This window comes from Halopseudomonas pelagia, assembly GCF_009497895.1.
GTDB lineage: Bacteria > Pseudomonadota > Gammaproteobacteria > Pseudomonadales > Pseudomonadaceae > Halopseudomonas > Halopseudomonas pelagia_A.
The window spans coordinates 1,117,604-1,135,012 of the sequence record NZ_CP033116.1; the positions used below are offsets into that span (position 1 = coordinate 1,117,604).

General features: G+C 59.3%; 13 protein-coding genes. 8 read left to right on the forward strand and 5 right to left on the reverse strand.

Going from position 1 to position 17,409, the window contains the following annotated elements; genetic code table 11:
* Positions 1–53 precede the first annotated feature (53 nt).
* The 5 genes from EAO82_RS05265 to gatC all read right to left on the reverse strand — a co-directional run bounded on the left by EAO82_RS05265 (position 54) and on the right by gatC (position 6,066).
* A complete protein-coding gene (locus EAO82_RS05265) occupies positions 54–2,138 on the reverse strand; it encodes a BCCT family transporter (RefSeq protein WP_096344696.1) in 2,085 nt (694 codons plus the stop codon).
* A 168-nt stretch (positions 2,139–2,306) separates the two neighbouring features.
* The gene (locus EAO82_RS05270; protein WP_096344697.1) at positions 2,307–2,711 is read right to left on the reverse strand and encodes a septal ring lytic transglycosylase RlpA family protein; all 405 of its coding nucleotides are present in this window, start codon (positions 2,709–2,711) and stop codon (positions 2,307–2,309) included.
* Positions 2,712–2,759: 48 nt separating this feature from the next.
* Positions 2,760–4,205 (reverse strand): Asp-tRNA(Asn)/Glu-tRNA(Gln) amidotransferase subunit GatB, encoded by a 1,446-nt coding sequence (gene gatB / locus EAO82_RS05275; RefSeq protein WP_096344698.1) that lies wholly within the window; start codon positions 4,203–4,205, stop codon positions 2,760–2,762.
* Between the two features lie 18 nt (positions 4,206–4,223).
* Complete coding sequence (gene gatA / locus EAO82_RS05280) at positions 4,224–5,675, reverse strand: Asp-tRNA(Asn)/Glu-tRNA(Gln) amidotransferase subunit GatA (protein ID WP_096344699.1); 1,452 nt, start codon at positions 5,673–5,675, stop codon at positions 4,224–4,226.
* A 103-nt stretch (positions 5,676–5,778) separates the two neighbouring features.
* Positions 5,779–6,066 (reverse strand): Asp-tRNA(Asn)/Glu-tRNA(Gln) amidotransferase subunit GatC, encoded by a 288-nt coding sequence (gene gatC / locus EAO82_RS05285; RefSeq protein WP_096344700.1) that lies wholly within the window; start codon positions 6,064–6,066, stop codon positions 5,779–5,781.
* 304 nt (positions 6,067–6,370) lie between these two features.
* Here gatC and mreB point away from each other — a divergent pair, with 304 nt between their 5' ends.
* The 8 genes from mreB to tldD all read left to right on the forward strand — a co-directional run bounded on the left by mreB (position 6,371) and on the right by tldD (position 17,325).
* Positions 6,371–7,408, forward strand: a complete 1,038-nt coding sequence (mreB, locus tag EAO82_RS05290; protein ID WP_096344701.1) for a rod shape-determining protein MreB — start codon at positions 6,371–6,373, stop codon at positions 7,406–7,408.
* A gap of 141 nt (positions 7,409–7,549) precedes the next feature.
* On the forward strand, positions 7,550–8,530 hold the full coding sequence (mreC, locus tag EAO82_RS05295; RefSeq protein WP_231703287.1) for a rod shape-determining protein MreC: 981 nt from the start codon (positions 7,550–7,552) through the stop codon (positions 8,528–8,530).
* A complete protein-coding gene (gene mreD / locus EAO82_RS05300) occupies positions 8,527–9,003 on the forward strand; it encodes a rod shape-determining protein MreD (protein WP_096344703.1) in 477 nt (158 codons plus the stop codon). Before mreC ends, mreD begins: the two co-directional genes overlap by 4 nt.
* Positions 9,004–9,010: 7 nt before the next feature.
* Positions 9,011–9,598: a Maf family protein gene (locus EAO82_RS05305; RefSeq protein WP_096344735.1), complete on the forward strand. Its 588-nt coding sequence runs from the start codon at positions 9,011–9,013 to the stop codon at positions 9,596–9,598.
* Between the two features lie 98 nt (positions 9,599–9,696).
* Positions 9,697–11,154, forward strand: coding sequence for a ribonuclease G (gene rng / locus EAO82_RS05310; RefSeq protein ID WP_096344704.1), 1,458 nt, complete (start codon positions 9,697–9,699; stop codon positions 11,152–11,154).
* Positions 11,155–11,170: 16 nt separating this feature from the next.
* Positions 11,171–15,028: a YhdP family protein gene (locus EAO82_RS05315; protein WP_096344705.1), complete on the forward strand. Its 3,858-nt coding sequence runs from the start codon at positions 11,171–11,173 to the stop codon at positions 15,026–15,028.
* 1 nt (position 15,029) lies between these two features.
* Positions 15,030–15,890 (forward strand): carbon-nitrogen hydrolase family protein, encoded by an 861-nt coding sequence (locus EAO82_RS05320; protein ID WP_096344706.1) that lies wholly within the window; start codon positions 15,030–15,032, stop codon positions 15,888–15,890.
* On the forward strand, positions 15,883–17,325 hold the full coding sequence (gene tldD / locus EAO82_RS05325) for a metalloprotease TldD (protein WP_096344707.1): 1,443 nt from the start codon (positions 15,883–15,885) through the stop codon (positions 17,323–17,325). The genes EAO82_RS05320 and tldD overlap by 8 nt, the downstream gene beginning before the upstream one ends.
* The last annotated feature ends 84 nt before the right edge of the window (positions 17,326–17,409 follow it).

The following is a 17,409-nucleotide window of genomic DNA, read 5'->3' on the forward strand; positions in this document are numbered from 1 at the left end:
ACTGGCAGGACGATAAAAGCCCGATCAGCACTTGCCGATCGGGCTTTTTCGTTTTAGCTGGTGGGCTTGACCTCCGGTACGTCATGCAGCATCTCATCATGCTCGGCCATGTTCCACGGCAGGCTGCCGGGGGATATATGCAGGAAGTGCAGATACTTCTCGAAGTGGTCGAGGATATCGCCAATCAGCTCCTGCTGGTCATAACCGTAGACGTCGTAAGTCTGACCACCGCGACGCAAAAACACCTCGGCGCGGTAGTAGAACTCCTTCGCCTCGTCAGCACGAGCCATCTGCGGAAACGCAAAGCTCGGCCGCGCATACTCGCGCATGCGCACGTCGTAGATAAAGTCGAGCTCACCTTCCTTGATGATTTCGATATACACCCGGCCATGTTCGGTATCGGCATGTACTTCGGCCTCCCAACCTTGCTCAACCATGTTCTGCTGCAGACCCTGCATCGCCTCCAACGCAACACCGTTGATAAACTTCTCCACCTGGGCCTTGTCGGGAAAATTGACGATGCCTGCCAGACGCTTTTTCCAGGCGGTGGTCGGATTGCCTGTGTGGTGGCGGGTTGACTGCATGGGGTGCAGCAGGCTTTGATCGCGATGGCCTTCAATCACCAGCGCCCGCCACATTCCGATCGCCGAGATAATCATGATGATCGAGAACGGCAGAGCGCTGGCAATGGTCATGGTCTGCAGCGCACTGAGACCGCCAGCCAGCAGCAGCACCGACGCCACCACCCCTTCAAGTATCGCCCAGAAAGCGCGCTGCCAGGCAGGCGTATGCATGGCGCCGCCTGAGGCCAGCGAATCAATCACCAGCGAGCCGGAGTCCGAGGAGGTAACAAAGAAGGTGATAATCAGGATCACCGTGATGAAGGACACGATCGAGGTCAGCGGCAACCGTTCATAGAGTTTGAACAGGGCAATCGCAGTATCGTTCTGCACCTCAGTAATCAGCGCGGTGTAACCCTCGTTCATGATCAGGTGCAGCGCGGTATCACCAAAGATCGAAAACCACAGGAAGGTGAAGATCGTCGGTACCAGCATCACGCCCATGACGAACTGGCGGATAGTGCGGCCGCGGCTGATCTTGGCGATAAACAGGCCGACGAAGGGCGCCCAGGCAATGGTCCAGCCGAAAATGAACAAGGTCCAGTTGCCGATCCAGTCACTGCGGGTGTAAGCCTGAAGATTGAAAGTGCGTTCGACGATATTGTTCAGATAGCTACCGGTATTCTGCAGGAAGGTCTCCAGAATCATGATCGAGGGCCCAACGGCGAACACGAAGACCATCAGTACTATCGCCAGCACCATATTCAGAATCGACAGGTTCTTCACACCCTTGTCGAGGCCGGCGACAACCGAGATCAGAGCCAGGCTGGTAATTATCGCGATGGCGATGATCTGCACCGTGATATTCACCGGGATACTGGGCCACAGATAATTCAACCCCGCATTGATCTGCGAAACCGACAGACCCAGCGTAGTGGCGATGCCGAACAGCGTGCCGAGGATCGCGAATACGTCCACCGTGTGACCGATCGGGCCATAAATACGGTCGCCAATCAGCGGGTACAGCGCCGAACGCATCGACAGCGGCAAGCCATGCCGGAAGGAGAAATAGGCCAGCACCAGACCTACCAGGCCGTAGATCGCCCAGATATGAAAGCCCCAGTGAAAAAACGCAATCTGCATCGCCTGCTTGGCCGAGTCGACGGTTTCCGCGGCGCCGGCCGGGGGAGCGGCATAGTGTAATACCGGCTCGGCAACCCCGAAGAACAGCAACGCAATGCCGTAGCCAGCGGAAAACAGCATGGCGAACCAGGCCGGAAAACTGTATTGCGGCTCCGAATGGTCAGGCCCAAGTTTTATATTGCCCCATTTGCTGAACGCGATCATCACGATGAAAATCAGGAACATGGCCACCGCGAGCATATAAAACCAGCCGAAGGTGGTGGTGATGTAGGCCAGGGTGCTGCTGAACGCTTCACCCGCCAGTTCTGGATTACTGACAGTGCCGACCACTAACAGCAGGGTAATGATCACTGCTGGCGCGAAGACCGGAACCAGTATGGTGGATTTCCAGCGGCTTGGCTTTTCAGTCGAGTTGTCAGACGTGTTTTCAGTCATGGTGCCGTCCTTTTATCTGTTGGCAGAATCGGGGGCGCGAAGCAGGGAGATGGAGGAAAGGAGCTGATAGAAATGCCTTTTGTTGTCTGTTTGCGCCCCAGTATAGACACTCATGCCGGGAGTTTGTCCCGCGCAATACAACAAGAAGTTGCGAATAACGCCGCTGGCTTAGCTGTTTTCTTCGTCGCAGAGGCTCAAGCGGACGCGCGCCACACCGCGCTGGATCATGCCCAGATCCAGCGCGGCTTGGCGGGAAAGATCGATGATACGGTTGCCGACGAAGGGGCCGCGGTCGTTGATCCGCACCACGGTTTCGCGGCCGTTATACAGATTGGTCACGCAGACGCGGGTGCCAAAGGCCAGGCTCGGATGGGCGGCGGTGAGTTCTGACTGGTCGTAGCGCTCGCCATTGGCGGTATGCCGACCTTGCAGGCGTGCGGCATAGTAGGACGCCCGTCCGGTTTCCTGCCAGATGGCGTCCTGTATGTCTTCCGCGGCATCGCTGATGTCCGCTTGGGCGGGCTGTAGCGGCAGTATCAGTGAGAGCAGGGCTAGCAAAACAATCCGGCGCATCACAGTTCTCCGTAATCAACCCGCATCGGCAGGCGCGATGGGCCGCAGTCAGCCTTCCAGTTTGCTTCGCAGCAGTTCGTTGACCTGTTGCGGGTTGGCCTTGCCTTTGGATGCTTTCATCGCCTGACCGACGAAAAAGCCGAACATCTTGCCGCGCTTGTTTTCGTCGCTGGCGCGGTATTGCTCGACCTGTTCGGCGTTGGCTGCCAGCACTTCATCCAGCATCGCTTCGATCGCACCGCTGTCAGTAACCTGTTTCAGGCCCTTGGCTTCGATGATCTGATCGGCACTGCCTTCGCCAGCGGCCATGGCTTCGAAGACCATCTTGGCGATCTTGCCGGAGATGGTGTTGTCCCTGATCCGCGCAATCATGCCGCCCAGCTGCTCGGCGCTGACCGGCGACTGCTCGATATCCAGGTCCGACTTGTTCAGCAGGCTGGACAGATCGCCCATCACCCAATTGGCTGCGAGTTTGGCATCGCCGCAGACGCGCTGCACTTCCTCGAAGTAATCAGCCAGCTCGCGCTGGGCCGAGAGCACGCTGGCGTCGTAGGCCGAGAGCCCGAACTGGCTTTCAAAGCGTTCACGCTTTTGCTGTGGCAATTCCGGCAGCTCCGCGCGGATTTCCTCGATAAAGGCCTGCTCAATAATGACCGGCAGCAGGTCGGGGTCGGGGAAGTAGCGGTAGTCGTTGGCCTCTTCCTTGCTGCGCATGGAGCGGGTTTCGTCCTTGTTGGGGTCATACAGGCGAGTTTCCTGTATGACCTTGCCGCCATCTTCAATCAGCTCGATCTGACGCTGCACTTCGGTGTTGATCGCCTTCTCGATAAAACGGAAAGAGTTGACGTTCTTGATCTCACAGCGGGTGCCGAATTCGGTCTGGCCCTTGGGCCGAATGGATACGTTGCAATCACAGCGCAGCGATCCTTCGGCCATGTTGCCATCGCAAATGCCCAGATAGCGCACCAGCGAGTGAATGGTCTTGGCATAGGCCACGGCTTCCTTGGCGCTGCGCATATCCGGCTCGGAGACGATTTCCAGTAGCGGCGTGCCGGCACGGTTGAGGTCGATGCCGCTCATGCCATGGAAATCTTCATGCAGGCTCTTGCCTGCGTCCTCTTCCAGGTGTGCACGGGTGACGCCGACGCGCTTTATGCTGCCGTCTTCCAGGGTGATATCGAGAAAGCCCTTACCGACGATCGGCAGGTCCATCTGGCTGATCTGGTAGCCCTTGGGTAGGTCGGGATAAAAGTAGTTCTTGCGCGCGAAGACGTTGCTGCTGGCGATCTCGGCATCAATGGCCAAACCGAACTTGACCGCATTGCGCACCGCCTGGGCATTCAGTACCGGCAAGGTACCAGGCATGCCCAGATCAATCAGGCTGGCCTGGGTGTTCGGCTCGGCGCCAAAAGCGGTGGCGCTGCCGGAGAAGATCTTCGAGGCGGTGGTGAGCTGGGCGTGGATTTCCAGGCCGATTACGATTTCCCATTGCATAGTCTGTTCTCAATCCTCTCAGTAGCCGGCCGGCGTGCGGCTGTGCCAGTCGGTAACCTGCTGATACTGATGCGCGATGTTCAGCAGGCGCGCCTCACTGAAATACGGGCCAAGCAACTGCATGCCCAGAGGCAGTCCGTTGGCAAACCCCGCGGGCAGGGCAATACCGGGTACGCCTGCCAGGTTGGCGGTGATAGTATAGATGTCGGTCAGATACAAGCTGACCGGATCATCGATCTTTTCACCGATCTTGAACGCTGGCGTCGGCGAGGTCGGGCACAGAATCACATCGACCTGTTCATAGGCGGCCATGAAGTCGTTCTTGATCAGGCGCCTGATCTTCTGCGCTTGCAAGTAATAAGCGTCGTAATAACCGGCGGACAGCGCATAAGCACCGACCATGATGCGCCGCTTCACTTCCGCGCCAAAGCCTTCGCCGCGTGAGCGCTTGTACAGGTCAGTGAGGTCGGCCGGATGTTCGCAGCGATAGCCGAAGCGCACACCGTCAAAACGCGACAGGTTGGAGGAGGCCTCGGCCGGCGCAATAACGTAATAGGCTGGAATCGCCAGGCCGGCATTCGGCAGGCTGATTTCCTTGACCTCGGCGCCGAGTGCCTGGAATTGCTTCACCGCGGCCTGAATGGCGTCAGCGGTAGCAGCGTCCAGACCACTGGCAAAATATTCCTTCGGCAGGCCAATGCGCAAACCCTTGAGCGAATCATTCAGGCCGGCGCTGTAGTCGGCCACCGGCTGGTCGACGCTGGTGGAGTCCTGGCTGTCGAAGCCGGCCATGACCTGCATCATCAGCGCGCAGTCTTCGGCAGTCCGCGCCATCGGGCCGCCCTGATCCAGGCTGGATGCATAGGCAATCATGCCCCAGCGCGAGACTCGGCCGTAGGTCGGCTTCAGACCAGTCAACGCGGTAAAGCCGGCCGGCTGACGGATCGAGCCGCCGGTGTCGGTGCCGGTGGCAGCAGCGCAAAGACGTGCGGCGACCGCAGCAGCGGAGCCGCCCGACGAGCCGCCGGGCACATGCTCGGTATTCCAGGGATTGCGCGTGGGGCCGTAGAAACTCGATTCGGTGGAGGAGCCCATGGCGAACTCGTCCATGTTGGTCTTGCCCAGCGTCACCGCGCCGGCTTCAATAAAGCGCGCAGTCACGGTCGATTCATAGGGCGCGACAAAGTTGTCGAGCATCTTTGAGCCGCAGCTGGTGCGCAGGCCCTGGGTACAGAACAAGTCCTTGTGGGCCAGCGGTATGCCGGTCAAGGCCGTGGCGGTTCCGTCAGCCAGGCGCTGGTCAGCGGCCTTGGCCTGGGTCAAGGCGAGTTCCGGTGCCACGGTAATAAAGCTGTTGAGCGCACCATCAAACTGCTCGATGCGCTTGAGATAATGTTCGGTCAACTCGACGCTGGAGATCGTCTTGCTGTGCAGGGCCTGCGACAGCTGGGCCAGAGTTTTCTCATGCATGGGAAATTCTTCTCGTGTCTTGGCGAGTCCAGCGCTGATAAGCAGCGTTGGTCAATAACGTTTGTTCGATACTGGCTATTCAATACCGGTTATTCGATAACGGCTATTCAATAACCCGGGGCACCAGATACAAACCGTCCTCGGTCGCCGGGGCGATGGCCTGATAAGCATCGCGCTGATTGCTTTCAGTTGCAGCATCAGTGCGTAACCGCTGAGTGGTCTCCAGCGGGTGAGCTAACGGGGCGATACCCTGAGTATCCACAGCCTGCATTTTATCGATCAGCTCGAGAATGCCGGACAGCTTCGCCGTGGTGGCGGGAATATCCTCTTCATTCAGAGCGATTCTGGCCAGATGGGCGATCTTTTCCACCTCTGTGCGGTCTAATGCCATGTGCTGTTCTCCGTGAAGCAGGGGCGATGCGGCTGAATGTACCCGATGTATCTGAGATATGGTGATTTTGTCGCGGAAATCAAGACAAAGGCGCGAATTTACCACAGACGCGCCTTGCCCAAAAACCCCGCCGTTGTTAGAGTTGCGACACTTCCGGAAGTACCGATCAGTTACCTGCGCATTCGAGTTGGCCCGCCGGCATATCGCCTCAGACAGTCTTGTGAGGACGGCCCGTTTTCCAGACAGGTAGTTTATCAGTGTTTCTTCTACGATTAACCCACGCGCACCAGGGTGTACTTACCGCATGTTCAAAAAAATTCGTGGCATGTTCTCCAGTGATTTATCCATCGATCTGGGCACCGCCAACACGCTAATATATGTCCGCGACCGCGGCATTGTTCTGAATGAGCCATCCGTTGTGGCCATTCGTACCCATGGCAACCAGAAGAGTGTTGTCGCCGTCGGCACCGACGCCAAGCGCATGCTGGGTCGTACGCCAGGCAATATTCAGGCGATTCGTCCGATGAAGGATGGCGTTATCGCCGACTTCAGCGTCTGTGAAAAGATGCTGCAGTATTTCATCAACAAGGTCCATGAAAACAGTTTCATCCAGCCCAGCCCCCGTGTACTCATTTGTGTGCCGTGCAAATCCACCCAGGTGGAACGTCGTGCGATTCGTGAATCGGCGCTCGGTGCTGGCGCCCGTGAAGTCTTTCTGATCGAAGAGCCCATGGCTGCGGCTATCGGCGCCGGCCTGCCGGTGGAAGAGGCTCGCGGTTCGATGGTGGTGGATATCGGTGGTGGTACTACCGAAATCGCGCTGATCTCGCTCAACGGCGTGGTTTATGCCGAGTCAGTGCGAGTCGGCGGGGATCGCTTTGATGAAGCCATCGTTACCTATGTACGCCGCAATTACGGCAGCCTGATCGGCGAATCCACTGCTGAACGCATCAAGCAGGAAATCGGTGTGGCTTTCCCCGGTGGTGAAGTGCTGGAAGTCGACGTGCGTGGCCGCAACCTGGCCGAGGGCGTACCGCGCGCCTTCACGCTGAACTCCAATGAAGTGCTCGAAGCGTTGCAGGAGTCCCTTGCAACTATCGTGCAGGCGGTCAAGAGCGCGCTCGAGCAGTCTCCGCCAGAGCTGGCATCAGACATTGCCGAACGCGGCCTGATCCTGACCGGTGGTGGCGCATTGCTACGTGATCTGGATAAACTCCTTACTCAGGAAACCGGCCTGCCGGTGATTGTCGCCGAGGAGCCGCTGACCTGCGTGGCCCGCGGGGGCGGTAAAGCGCTGGAAATGATGGATCAGCACACCATGGATCTGCTCTCAACCGAGTGATCGGATTGCAGGCACGCAAGCCCGCAGCCTTTGCGGGTTTGTGCTGCTGATCTGGGTTGCTGACAGCCTGAAGTCTGTCGCTGCGAGGAGCTCGCCATCAAACCGCTGTTCATCAAAGGCCCATCTCTGGGCGTACGGGTTTTGGTCCTGTCAGTGCTGTCCATTGCGCTGATGGTAGCCGATGCGCGCGTATCGACATTGCAGCCTGTGCGCTCCAATTTGAGTCTGATCCTGACCCCTATCTACTATGTTGCCGACTTGCCGGTACGCCTTTGGGATGCCGTGTACCAGCAAGTTTCCAGCCGCGCCGACCTGTTGGCTGAAAACGAACGCCTACGCGCCGAAGCCTTGCTGATCCAGCGCAAGCTGCAAAAGCTGGCGACCCTGACCGAGCAGAACGTGCGTTTGCGCGAGCTGCTCAATTCATCCTCGCTGGTGGACGAGCGCGTGCTGGTCGCCGAGCTGGTTGGTGTTGATCCCAATCCCTATACCCAAAGAGTGCTGATCAACAAGGGTGAACGCGATGGTGTGTTCCTCGGTCAGCCGGTGCTCGACGCTACCGGGCTGATGGGGCAGGTGGTGGAGGTCATGCCGTTCACTGCGCGGGTGCTGCTGATCACCGATAGTTCGCACAGTCTGCCGGTACAGGTTAACCGCAATGGTTTGCGTGCGATCGCCTCGGGTGCCGGTAACAACGAATGGCTGGAGCTGCGCTTTGTCGGGGATACCGCGGATATCCGCGTGGACGATATTCTGGTCAGTTCTGGTCTTGGCCAGCGCTTTCCTGCCGGTTACCCGGTAGGCCGGGTGCTGTCTGTGGAGCAGGACCCGTCGCAACCTTTTGCCGACGTGAAAGTCGCGCCCACCGCCCAACTGACGCGCAGCCGCTATATGTTGTTGGTATTCAGTGCCGAGTCCGGTTACGGCGAACTGGTGCCCGTACTGGAAGAGGATAGCGAGCTGAATGATGCGGAAGTGCAAGCCGTCGAAGAGGCGCTTCAGGATCCAGTACTGTCAGCTCCGGGCGCGCCGGAAGCGGCGACCGAAACGCTCGAAGCTCCTCTCGACGCACCCCTTAGTTTGCCCCCCAGCGAAGCACCGGCCGTCGAGGGAGCGCAATGATGCGAACCAATCTGATCGTTGCACTGACCTTTATCGTTGCCTTGTTGCTTAGCGTCATGCCCATGCCCGCACCGATGGATCTGGGACGGCCGATGTGGGTAGCCATGGTTGCGGCGTATTGGGTCATGGCGCTACCGCACCGTATTGGACTGTTGACCGCCTGGGTTGCCGGTTTGGCTACGGACGTACTTTATGGGCAACTATTCGGGCAATATGCGCTGGTCATGACACTGGTAGCCTGGATGATGTTGCTGTTGCACCAGCGTATTCGACGCTTCCCGCTATGGCAGCAGAGTCTGGTGATGCTGCCAGTCCTGGGCATTGCGCAGATGGTTCTGCTGTGGCTGAGCAGTCTGACCGGCAGCCGGCCGCCAATTCTGCTATTTCTATTGCCGGCGCTGGTCAGTGCATTACTCTGGCCCTGGGTATCGTCGGTGTTGCGCGTCATCAGAATGCGCTTTCATGTACTCTGAGCCGGTTATAGCCAGTTTGTATCTGGCTTCAGCCTCTCCCCGGCGCAGCGTACTACTGTCGCAGATCGGCGTGGTGCATCGCCAGTTTGCCTGTGATGTCGATGAACAAGTTCTGCCTGGTGAGTCCGCGGAAGCCTACGTTGAGCGAGTTACCCTGGCCAAGGTGGCTGCCGGTCAGCAGCGGGTAGCTGCCGAAGCTGCAGCGGTGGTACTGGCAGCAGATACGGTGGTGGTACTGGACGGGCGCGTCCTTGGTAAACCGGTTGATCAGCAGCAGGCTACCGACGTGTTGCGCAGTCTGTCGGGTCGAGAGCATCAGGTTTTGACTGCGGTGGCTGTCGCCAGTGGTGAGCGTTGTGAATTGCTCAGGGTGGATACCACGGTATTTTTTCGGTCTTTGAGCGAGGCTGAAATTGCAGCTTACTGGGCCACCGGTGAACCTGCAGACAAGGCTGGCAGTTATGGTATTCAGGGCCTGGCAGCTGTATTCGTGCAGCGGATCGAAGGTAGTTACAGTGCGGTAGTCGGCCTGCCTTTGCTGGAAACGGCCGGTCTGTTAGCGGATTTTGGTATCGCCAGTTGGCAGCCGCTCTGAAATGGAATTCCGATTTCCGGTATTCTGAAGCACAGTGTCCAGACCGTTGAAAGGATCGCGAGCGAAGTCGCATTTCGGCGATCTGGTTTGGAGAGCGCATGAGCGAAGAAATACTGATCAATGTCACGCCCATGGAAACCAGGGTCGCCCTGGTGGAAAACGGCGTGCTGCAGGAAGTGCACATCGAGCGCACGCTGCGTCGCGGTATTGTTGGCAATATTTACAAGGGCAAGGTGGTCCGGGTGTTGCCTGGGATGCAGGCGGCCTTCGTTGATATCGGCCTGGAACGTGCCGCCTTTATTCATGCCTCCGAGGTGTCCGAGCGTGAAGGCTCGGCGGTAGAGCCGATCACCGCCTTGTTGCACGAGGGCCAGGCTCTGGTGGTGCAGGTCACCAAGGATCCGATTGGCACCAAGGGCGCGCGCCTGACCACCCACCTGTCGATTCCATCCCGGTTTCTGGTCTATATGCCGCGCACGCCGCATGTGGGGATTTCCCTGAAGATCGAGGAAGAAAGCGAGCGCGAGCGGCTGAAACAGATCGTTGCCGATTGTGTTGCTTCTGAAGGGATCGAAGAGGCGGGGGGCTTTATTCTGCGCACCGCCGCCGAAGCTGCGCGTGAAGATGAAATTCTCGCCGATATTCGCTATGTCCGCCGCCTGTGGCTGCAGATCTCGCAGCAGATTCAGGCTGCCCCTTCGCCTTCGGTCATCTATGAAGACCTGTCACTGGCGCTGCGCACCTTGCGTGATCTGGTCAGCCCGCGGACGGAAAAGGTGCGGGTGGATTCGCGCGAAACCTTCCAGAAGATCGAAGTGTTTGTTCAGGAACTGATGCCGGCGGTATCCGGTTTTCTTGAGCACTATCCGGGTGAACGACCGATTTTTGACCTCTACGGCATCGAAGACGAGATTCAGAAGGCCATGGAGCGGCGGGTCATGCTCAAGTCCGGCGGGCATCTGGTCATCGATCAGACCGAAGCAATGACTACCATTGATGTGAATACCGGCGCGTTTGTTGGTCATCGCAACCTGGAAGAAACCATTTTCAAGACCAATCTGGAGGCCGCCACCTCCATCGCCCGGCAACTGCGGCTGCGCAACCTGGGCGGCATCATCATTATCGATTTCATCGATATGGAAGATGAAGAACACCAGCGCCAGGTGTTGCGCACCCTGGAAAAACAATTGGAACGCGATCACGCCAAGACCAATATCATCGGTATAACCGAGCTGGGCCTGGTGCAGATGACACGCAAGCGCACCCGTGAAAGCCTCGAACAGATTCTCTGTGAGCCTTGCCCCTGTTGCTCAGGCCGCGGGATTCAAAAGACCCCGGAAAGCGTCTGCTATGAAATCTTCCGTGAAATTTTGCGTGAGGCGCGGGCCTATCAGGCCGGCGCTTACATGGTGCTGGCGTCGCAGTCGGTGATCGACCGCCTGCTGGATGAGGAATCCGGGCATGTTGCCGATCTGGAGATCTTTATCGAGCGCCCGATCAAGTTTCAGGTCGAGACGGTCTATACCCAGGAACAATATGACGTGGTGCTGATGTGATGAAGGGCTGACCTCAATGCGCTGGCAACGCTGGTTAAAGCGTACCCTGGATGGGCTGATCGTGCTGCTGGTGGCCTGGTTGCTGTTGGCCGCTGCCTACGTCAGCCTGGGCCGTCAGTTTGTGCCGGCGATAGCCGATTATCAGACGCAGTTGCTCGACTGGACCGAAGAGAAAACCGGTCGCTACATTCTGCTCGATAGCCTTGCCGGCGAAATGCAGGGCGCTCATCCGGTATTGAGCCTGCGCGGTCTGCAGGTGCATGCGGATGCCAGTCCGGACAGTCCGGTGCTGTTTGCGCTGGAAGACGTTACTGCCAGGATCGACATCTGGTCCAGCCTCTGGCAGCAGCGCCTGGTGATGGATGCGCTGCAGGTCGAGGGCTTGGCGTTGGAGTTGGTAGAGAATGCCGAGGGTCGCTGGCGGCTCTACGGGCTGGGTGAGCTGCAGACCAGTCAGTTGGGTCTGGACCAGGCGCTGGAACTGCTGTTTGACCAGCGTCGGATCACCTTGCTGAATACGCAGATTCAGATCAGCCCCTACGCCCAGCCCCAGTGGCTGTTTCGCAATGGTGATCTGACGCTGCTCAATGGGGCTGACTGGCAGCGACTGGATGCCCAGGTGCGCTTACCTGACGGCCAGCAGATCCGTCTGCAGGCCAATGCACCCGAGGTGTTTCGCCGCTGGGAAGAGACCCAGCTGAGTTTCTTCCTTGAGTTGCCTGCGCTGGACTGGTCTCGCTATCTGCCGCCCAATCTGCTGGAGTCTGCCCGTTTGCAAGAGCTGGTCGCGGGCGGGCGCTTCTGGGGTAACTGGGGTGAGCAGCGATTACAGGCGCTGCAAGGTCAGGTCGTGGTGCCGAGGTTACAAATGGCGACTGATCAGCCGGTGCCGCTGATCCGCGACTTGCTCGCCGATTTCAGTTTCCAACAGGGTGCTACGCAGCGTGTGCAGGTCGACAACCTGATGTTGCGCCTGGATGAGCGTGCCTGGCCTAAAACCCGTGTGCAACTGGAGCGGGACACCGCGCAGGGCGACTGGCAGCTACGCATGGACAGCTTGCCGCTGGCGCTGCTCAGCCAATTGTTACCCCCTTTTATCACCGAAGATCGCCAGCGCGAACGCCTTGCGACGCTCAATCCAACTGGGTTCCTGCGTGATATTCACCTGCGCGGCACTGCCGATCTGAAGGATCTCGGCGGCCTGCAGATCGACGCTGCCCTGGACCGGATCGGGGTGCAGGCCTGGGAAGGCGTGCCTGCGCTGAACGGCATCAGCGGCACGATGGCTGGCAGTGCTGCCGCCGGAGAGCTGCGCGTCGACAGTCATGACTGGGGCATGCATCTGCCGCGGCTGTTCCCGCAAGCCTGGGCGTTTGAACGGTTGCAGGGGAAAATGGCCTGGCAATGGGCGCAAGAATCCGGCCTGGGCCTGGATGCCTCGGGCTTGAAGGTCACCGCCGAGGAAGGACCTATAGCAGTTGATCTCAACTTGCAGCTTCCACCCCCGGGTGGCGTTCCGAACATGGACCTCCAGGTGTCCCTGCGCGATAGCGATGCGCTGTATGCCGACCGTTACCTGCCGACTTCCGCTACCGGGTTCAGCCCTAAATTGGCCGAATGGTTGGCCGCTGCAGAGTTTCAGGGCCAGGTGCCGCTGGCGGTGTTTCAGTATCAGGGATCACTATTGCGCGGCGCCGGTCCAGATGAGCGCCAGCTCAAGCTGTACCTGCAGGTCGAACAGGGCAGTTTGGCGTTTCGTCCGGGCTGGCCCAGGCTGGAACAGGCCCATGGCGTAGTGCGGCTGAACAATACGGAGTTGGATATCCAGCCCGCCGAAGCGCAACTGCTGGATACCCGCTTGAGCGACGTAAAGGTCAGCACGCGGCGTGAAAACGCCCAAGCGCCCGTGTTGTTGAGTATTTCCGGGCATGCCGAAGGGCCGCTGGCCAATGCCCTGACGATCATGCAGGACACGCCTCTGGCACAAACTACCGGTGACCCTTTAAACGGCTGGCAGGGCACCGGCGAGCTGAGTGGCGATATCGCTCTGACGCTCCCGCTTGAGGGGCAGCAGGCTCCATCAATACAGATCAATTGGCAGGCAAAAGCAGATCAGCTGCTGATACCCCAGCTGCAAACACCGTTGACCAAGGTCACCGGGGATTTTGAGTTTGATCTGCAACAAGGGATCAAGGCCCGGGACCTCAAAGCCGAGGTGCTGGGTGGGCCTGTCAGCGGAAGCATTGATGGTGTGGTCGGTGAGCAGCGTGTGCAACTTAGCGGACGGCACAGCATGGATAACCTGCGTGGCTGGCCGTTACTTGCGGCCATGCCGGCCGGATTGGTCGACGGCGAAACGCGCTGGCAGGGCACGGTGACACTGGGTACCGGGCAGCAGCGCATTGAGATAAACAGCGACCTGGAAGGCGTCAGTCTGGACTTGCCCGGCCCCCTGGCCAAGCCGGCCGCGAGCCGCTTGCCGAGCACGCTGACGCTACGTCTGAATGAGCAGCGCCAGCGCTGGGATTTCAGGCTGGGAGCGGACCTTGCCGGGCAACTACAGGTGGTCGATGGTGCACCGAGTGGTGAGCTCGCCTATCGCACCGAGCTGGCGCCTGCGGGTACTGCCTCGGGCCTGAATGTTCGTGCGCGATTGAATGATCTGGATCTGGATGAATGGCAGCGCTGGTGGGAGACCCATCAGTTTGCGCTGCCGGAAGCGAAGGAGCTGCAGCCGTTGCGCGGCACTGCGAGCGAGGTCGTCAGCGCGGTGGATCTGCGCGCTGAACGTTTTTCCGGCTTCGGCCAGGAGTTGGAGGGGCTCGCGGTAACAGGTGTACGCGTTGATAGCGGCTGGCTGTTTGATATCGATCAGACGCGTATTCGCGGCCAGGTGACGTTGCCCGATGCCACATCCGAGCCACTGCAGGTGAATTTGCAACGGTTGCAGCTTGAGCGTCCGGCCGATGCTCAGACAGATGATGCATTGGCTAAACCATTGCTGCCCGAGGACAGCCTGCGCATGGTCAAGCCGAGCACGCTACCGCCGGTGGATCTGCATATTGACCAGCTCTATTGGGCCGGTGAGCCCGTGGGGGCGGTGGACATGCGTCTGCGACCCGACGCGTCAGGGGCAAAAATTCGTGATCTGAGCGTCAACCTGCGTGGCTTGCAGCTGACCGGAGAGCTGGACTGGCGGGAAGCGGGGCCACGTAGCCACTTCAAGGGACAGATGCGCGCTGACGACATGGGTGATGTGTTGAAAGCCTGGCATTATGCGCCCACACTGACCAGCGACAGCTTTGCCATGCAGGCCGATTTGAGCTGGCCCGGCTCGCCCATCTTTTTCGCTCTCAGCCGCAGCACCGGTCAGCTCCAGCTACAGGCCAAGGACGGCGCGCTACAGAGCGGCGAGGGCGGCGCTGATGCATTGCGCATTTTCGGCCTGCTGAACTTCAATGCCTTTACCCGGCGCCTGCGCCTGGATTTCAGTGATCTGTTCGGCAGTGGTACCGCTTACGATACTTTGAACGGTGACCTGGTGTTCACCGATGGGACCATGCACACCGTTAGCCCATTGGTGATGGATGGGCCTGGCGCCAAGCTGCAACTGGACGGCAAATTGGACCTGGCGGCGGACCAGATTGACATGGGTTTGCTGGTCACCTTGCCAGTGACCAACAATCTGCCGCTGGCCGCGCTACTGGTCGGTGCGCCCTATATCGGCGGTGCGCTGTTCATCGCTGACAAGATTCTGGGTGATCGGGTAGCACGCTTTGCCTCGGTAAAATACAAGATCAGTGGCGACTGGAAACAGCCCAGCGTGGAATTTGACCGCGCGTTTGACAACAAAGCCGCCCTGGAGGAGGACTGAGATGCATCAAGTTGCAGCCATACAAATGATCAGCGGTCCGGACGTACACGCGAACCTGACCCGCGCTGGCGAGCTGATCGCCCGCGCCGCCGCCCAGGGTGCGCGCTTGCTGCTGCTGCCGGAATGCTTCGCGCTGTTTGGCAGCCCCCACCTGGCCAGAGTCGCCGAGGAAGAGGCCAGCGGTGCCCGGCCGATCCAGCAATTTTTAGCCGACCAGGCTGAGCGCCATGGGGTATGGCTGGTCGGCGGCAGTATTCCGCTGCCGCGCAAGCCTGGCGGCAAAGCCATGGCGGCCTGCCTGGTGTTCGACGATCATGGTCGCGAAGTGGCTCGCTACGACAAGCTGCATCTGTTCGATGTGGAAGTCGCCGACAATCAGCGCAGCTATCAGGAATCGCGTGATTATGGCTACGGCGATCAACTGGTGTGCATCGATACACCGGTCGGTCGAGTCGGGCTGAGCATCTGTTATGATCTGCGTTTCGCCGAGCTGTACCTGGCGCTGCGTCGTGCGGGCGCTGAGCTGATAGTCGTGCCCTCGGCTTTCACTGCGGTTACCGGCGCGGCGCACTGGGATATTCTGCTGCGCGCGCGGGCGGCCGAAACCCAGTGTTACATACTGGCTGCCAACCAGGGTGGGCTTCACCCGGGGGGGCGTGAGACCTTTGGTCACAGTTGCCTTGTCGACCCCTGGGGCGAGATCCAGGCCGGCATGGACCAGGGTGAGGGCGTGGTTATTGGCGCTCTGGACCCGGAATATCTTGAGTCTGTGCGCGGGCGGATGCCCGTGCTACAGCACCGTCGTTTTGCCGCTGTGGACACTATTGTCCCAGCAGCCAAGGAGTCCCAAACGCATGAGTAATCTGCTCGCACAAGTCGAGAGCCGTCTGTTGATGCCGGCCGAACTGAGTCCCGACCACATTGCCAATGTGCTGGGTCAAATCGTCTCCGCTCCGGGCGTAGATGCGGCCGATCTGTATTTTCAGCATCAGATCAGCGAGTCCTGGGTGCTGGAAGACGGTATCGTCAAGGATGGCAGTTTCAATGTCGACCAGGGTGTCGGCGTGCGTGCTCAGTCCGGCGAGAAAACCGGCTTTGCCTACAGCAATGACATCCGCATGCCAGCCTTGAGTCAGGCGGTTGGCGCGGCGCGCTCCATAGCGCGCGCTGGCCAGGCGGGCAGTGTGCAGGCGTGGAAGCGTGGCAACAGTCAGCCGCTCTATGCAGCAGACAACCCACTGGATGTGATGCCCCAGGCTGACAAAGTGACCTTCCTGCAACGTCTGGATGCCTACACGCGTAGTCTGGATTCGCGTATTACCCAGGTCAGCGTCAGCCTTGGCGGCGTGCATGACACCGTGCTGGTGGCTGCCAGTGATGGCACCTGGGCAGGTGATATCCGCCCGCTGATCCGCCTGAATGTCAGTGTCATTATCGAACACAACGGTCGGCGTGAGCGTGGCAGCTTTGGCGGCGGCGGACGCACCGATTACCGCTTTTTCGAAGCAGAAGAGCGCGCTCTCGGCTATGCCCGGGAGGCGGTGCGTCAGGCGGTAGTCAATCTCGAAGCCATACCGGCACCGGCAGGGGCGATGCCGGTGGTCATGGGTCCGGGCTGGTCCGGCGTGCTGTTGCATGAAGCGGTCGGCCATGGTCTGGAAGGTGACTTCAACCGCAAGGGCAGCTCAGCTTACAGCGGCCGGGTGGGTGAAAAAGTTGCCTCCAGCCTGTGTACCATCGTTGACGATGGCACTATTCCCGAGCGGCGTGGCTCATTGAGCGTGGACGATGAGGGCAATCAAACCAACTGCACCACCTTGATCGAGAACGGCATTCTCAAGGGCTATATGCAGGACAAACTGAATGCCCGGCTGATGGGCGTGCCAGCCACCGGTAACGGTCGCCGCGAGTCCTACGCCCACCTGCCGATGCCGCGCATGACCAACACCTATATGCTGGCGGGCGAAAGCGATCCGGAAGATATTATTCGCTCGGTCAAGAAAGGCATCTATTGCGCCAATCTGGGCGGTGGGCAGGTGGATATCACCAGCGGCAAGTTCGTATTTTCTACCAGCGAAGCCTATCTGATCGAAGACGGCAAAATTACCGCGCCGGTCAAAGGCGCGACGCTGATTGGTAATGGCCCGGAAGTGATGAACCGCGTGTCCATGGTCGGCCATGACCTGAAACTCGACAGCGGCGTGGGCACCTGTGGCAAGGACGGTCAGTCCTTGCCAGTGGGTGTCGGTCAGCCGACGCTTAAGATCGATCAGATTACCGTCGGCGGTACGGGCTGAGCCTGCCCGTAGTGGGCAGGAGCGGCAAGCTACAAGCGGCAAGCGTCTAGTTGAAAGCGGCAGAGGCACCTTGACGCTCGTCTG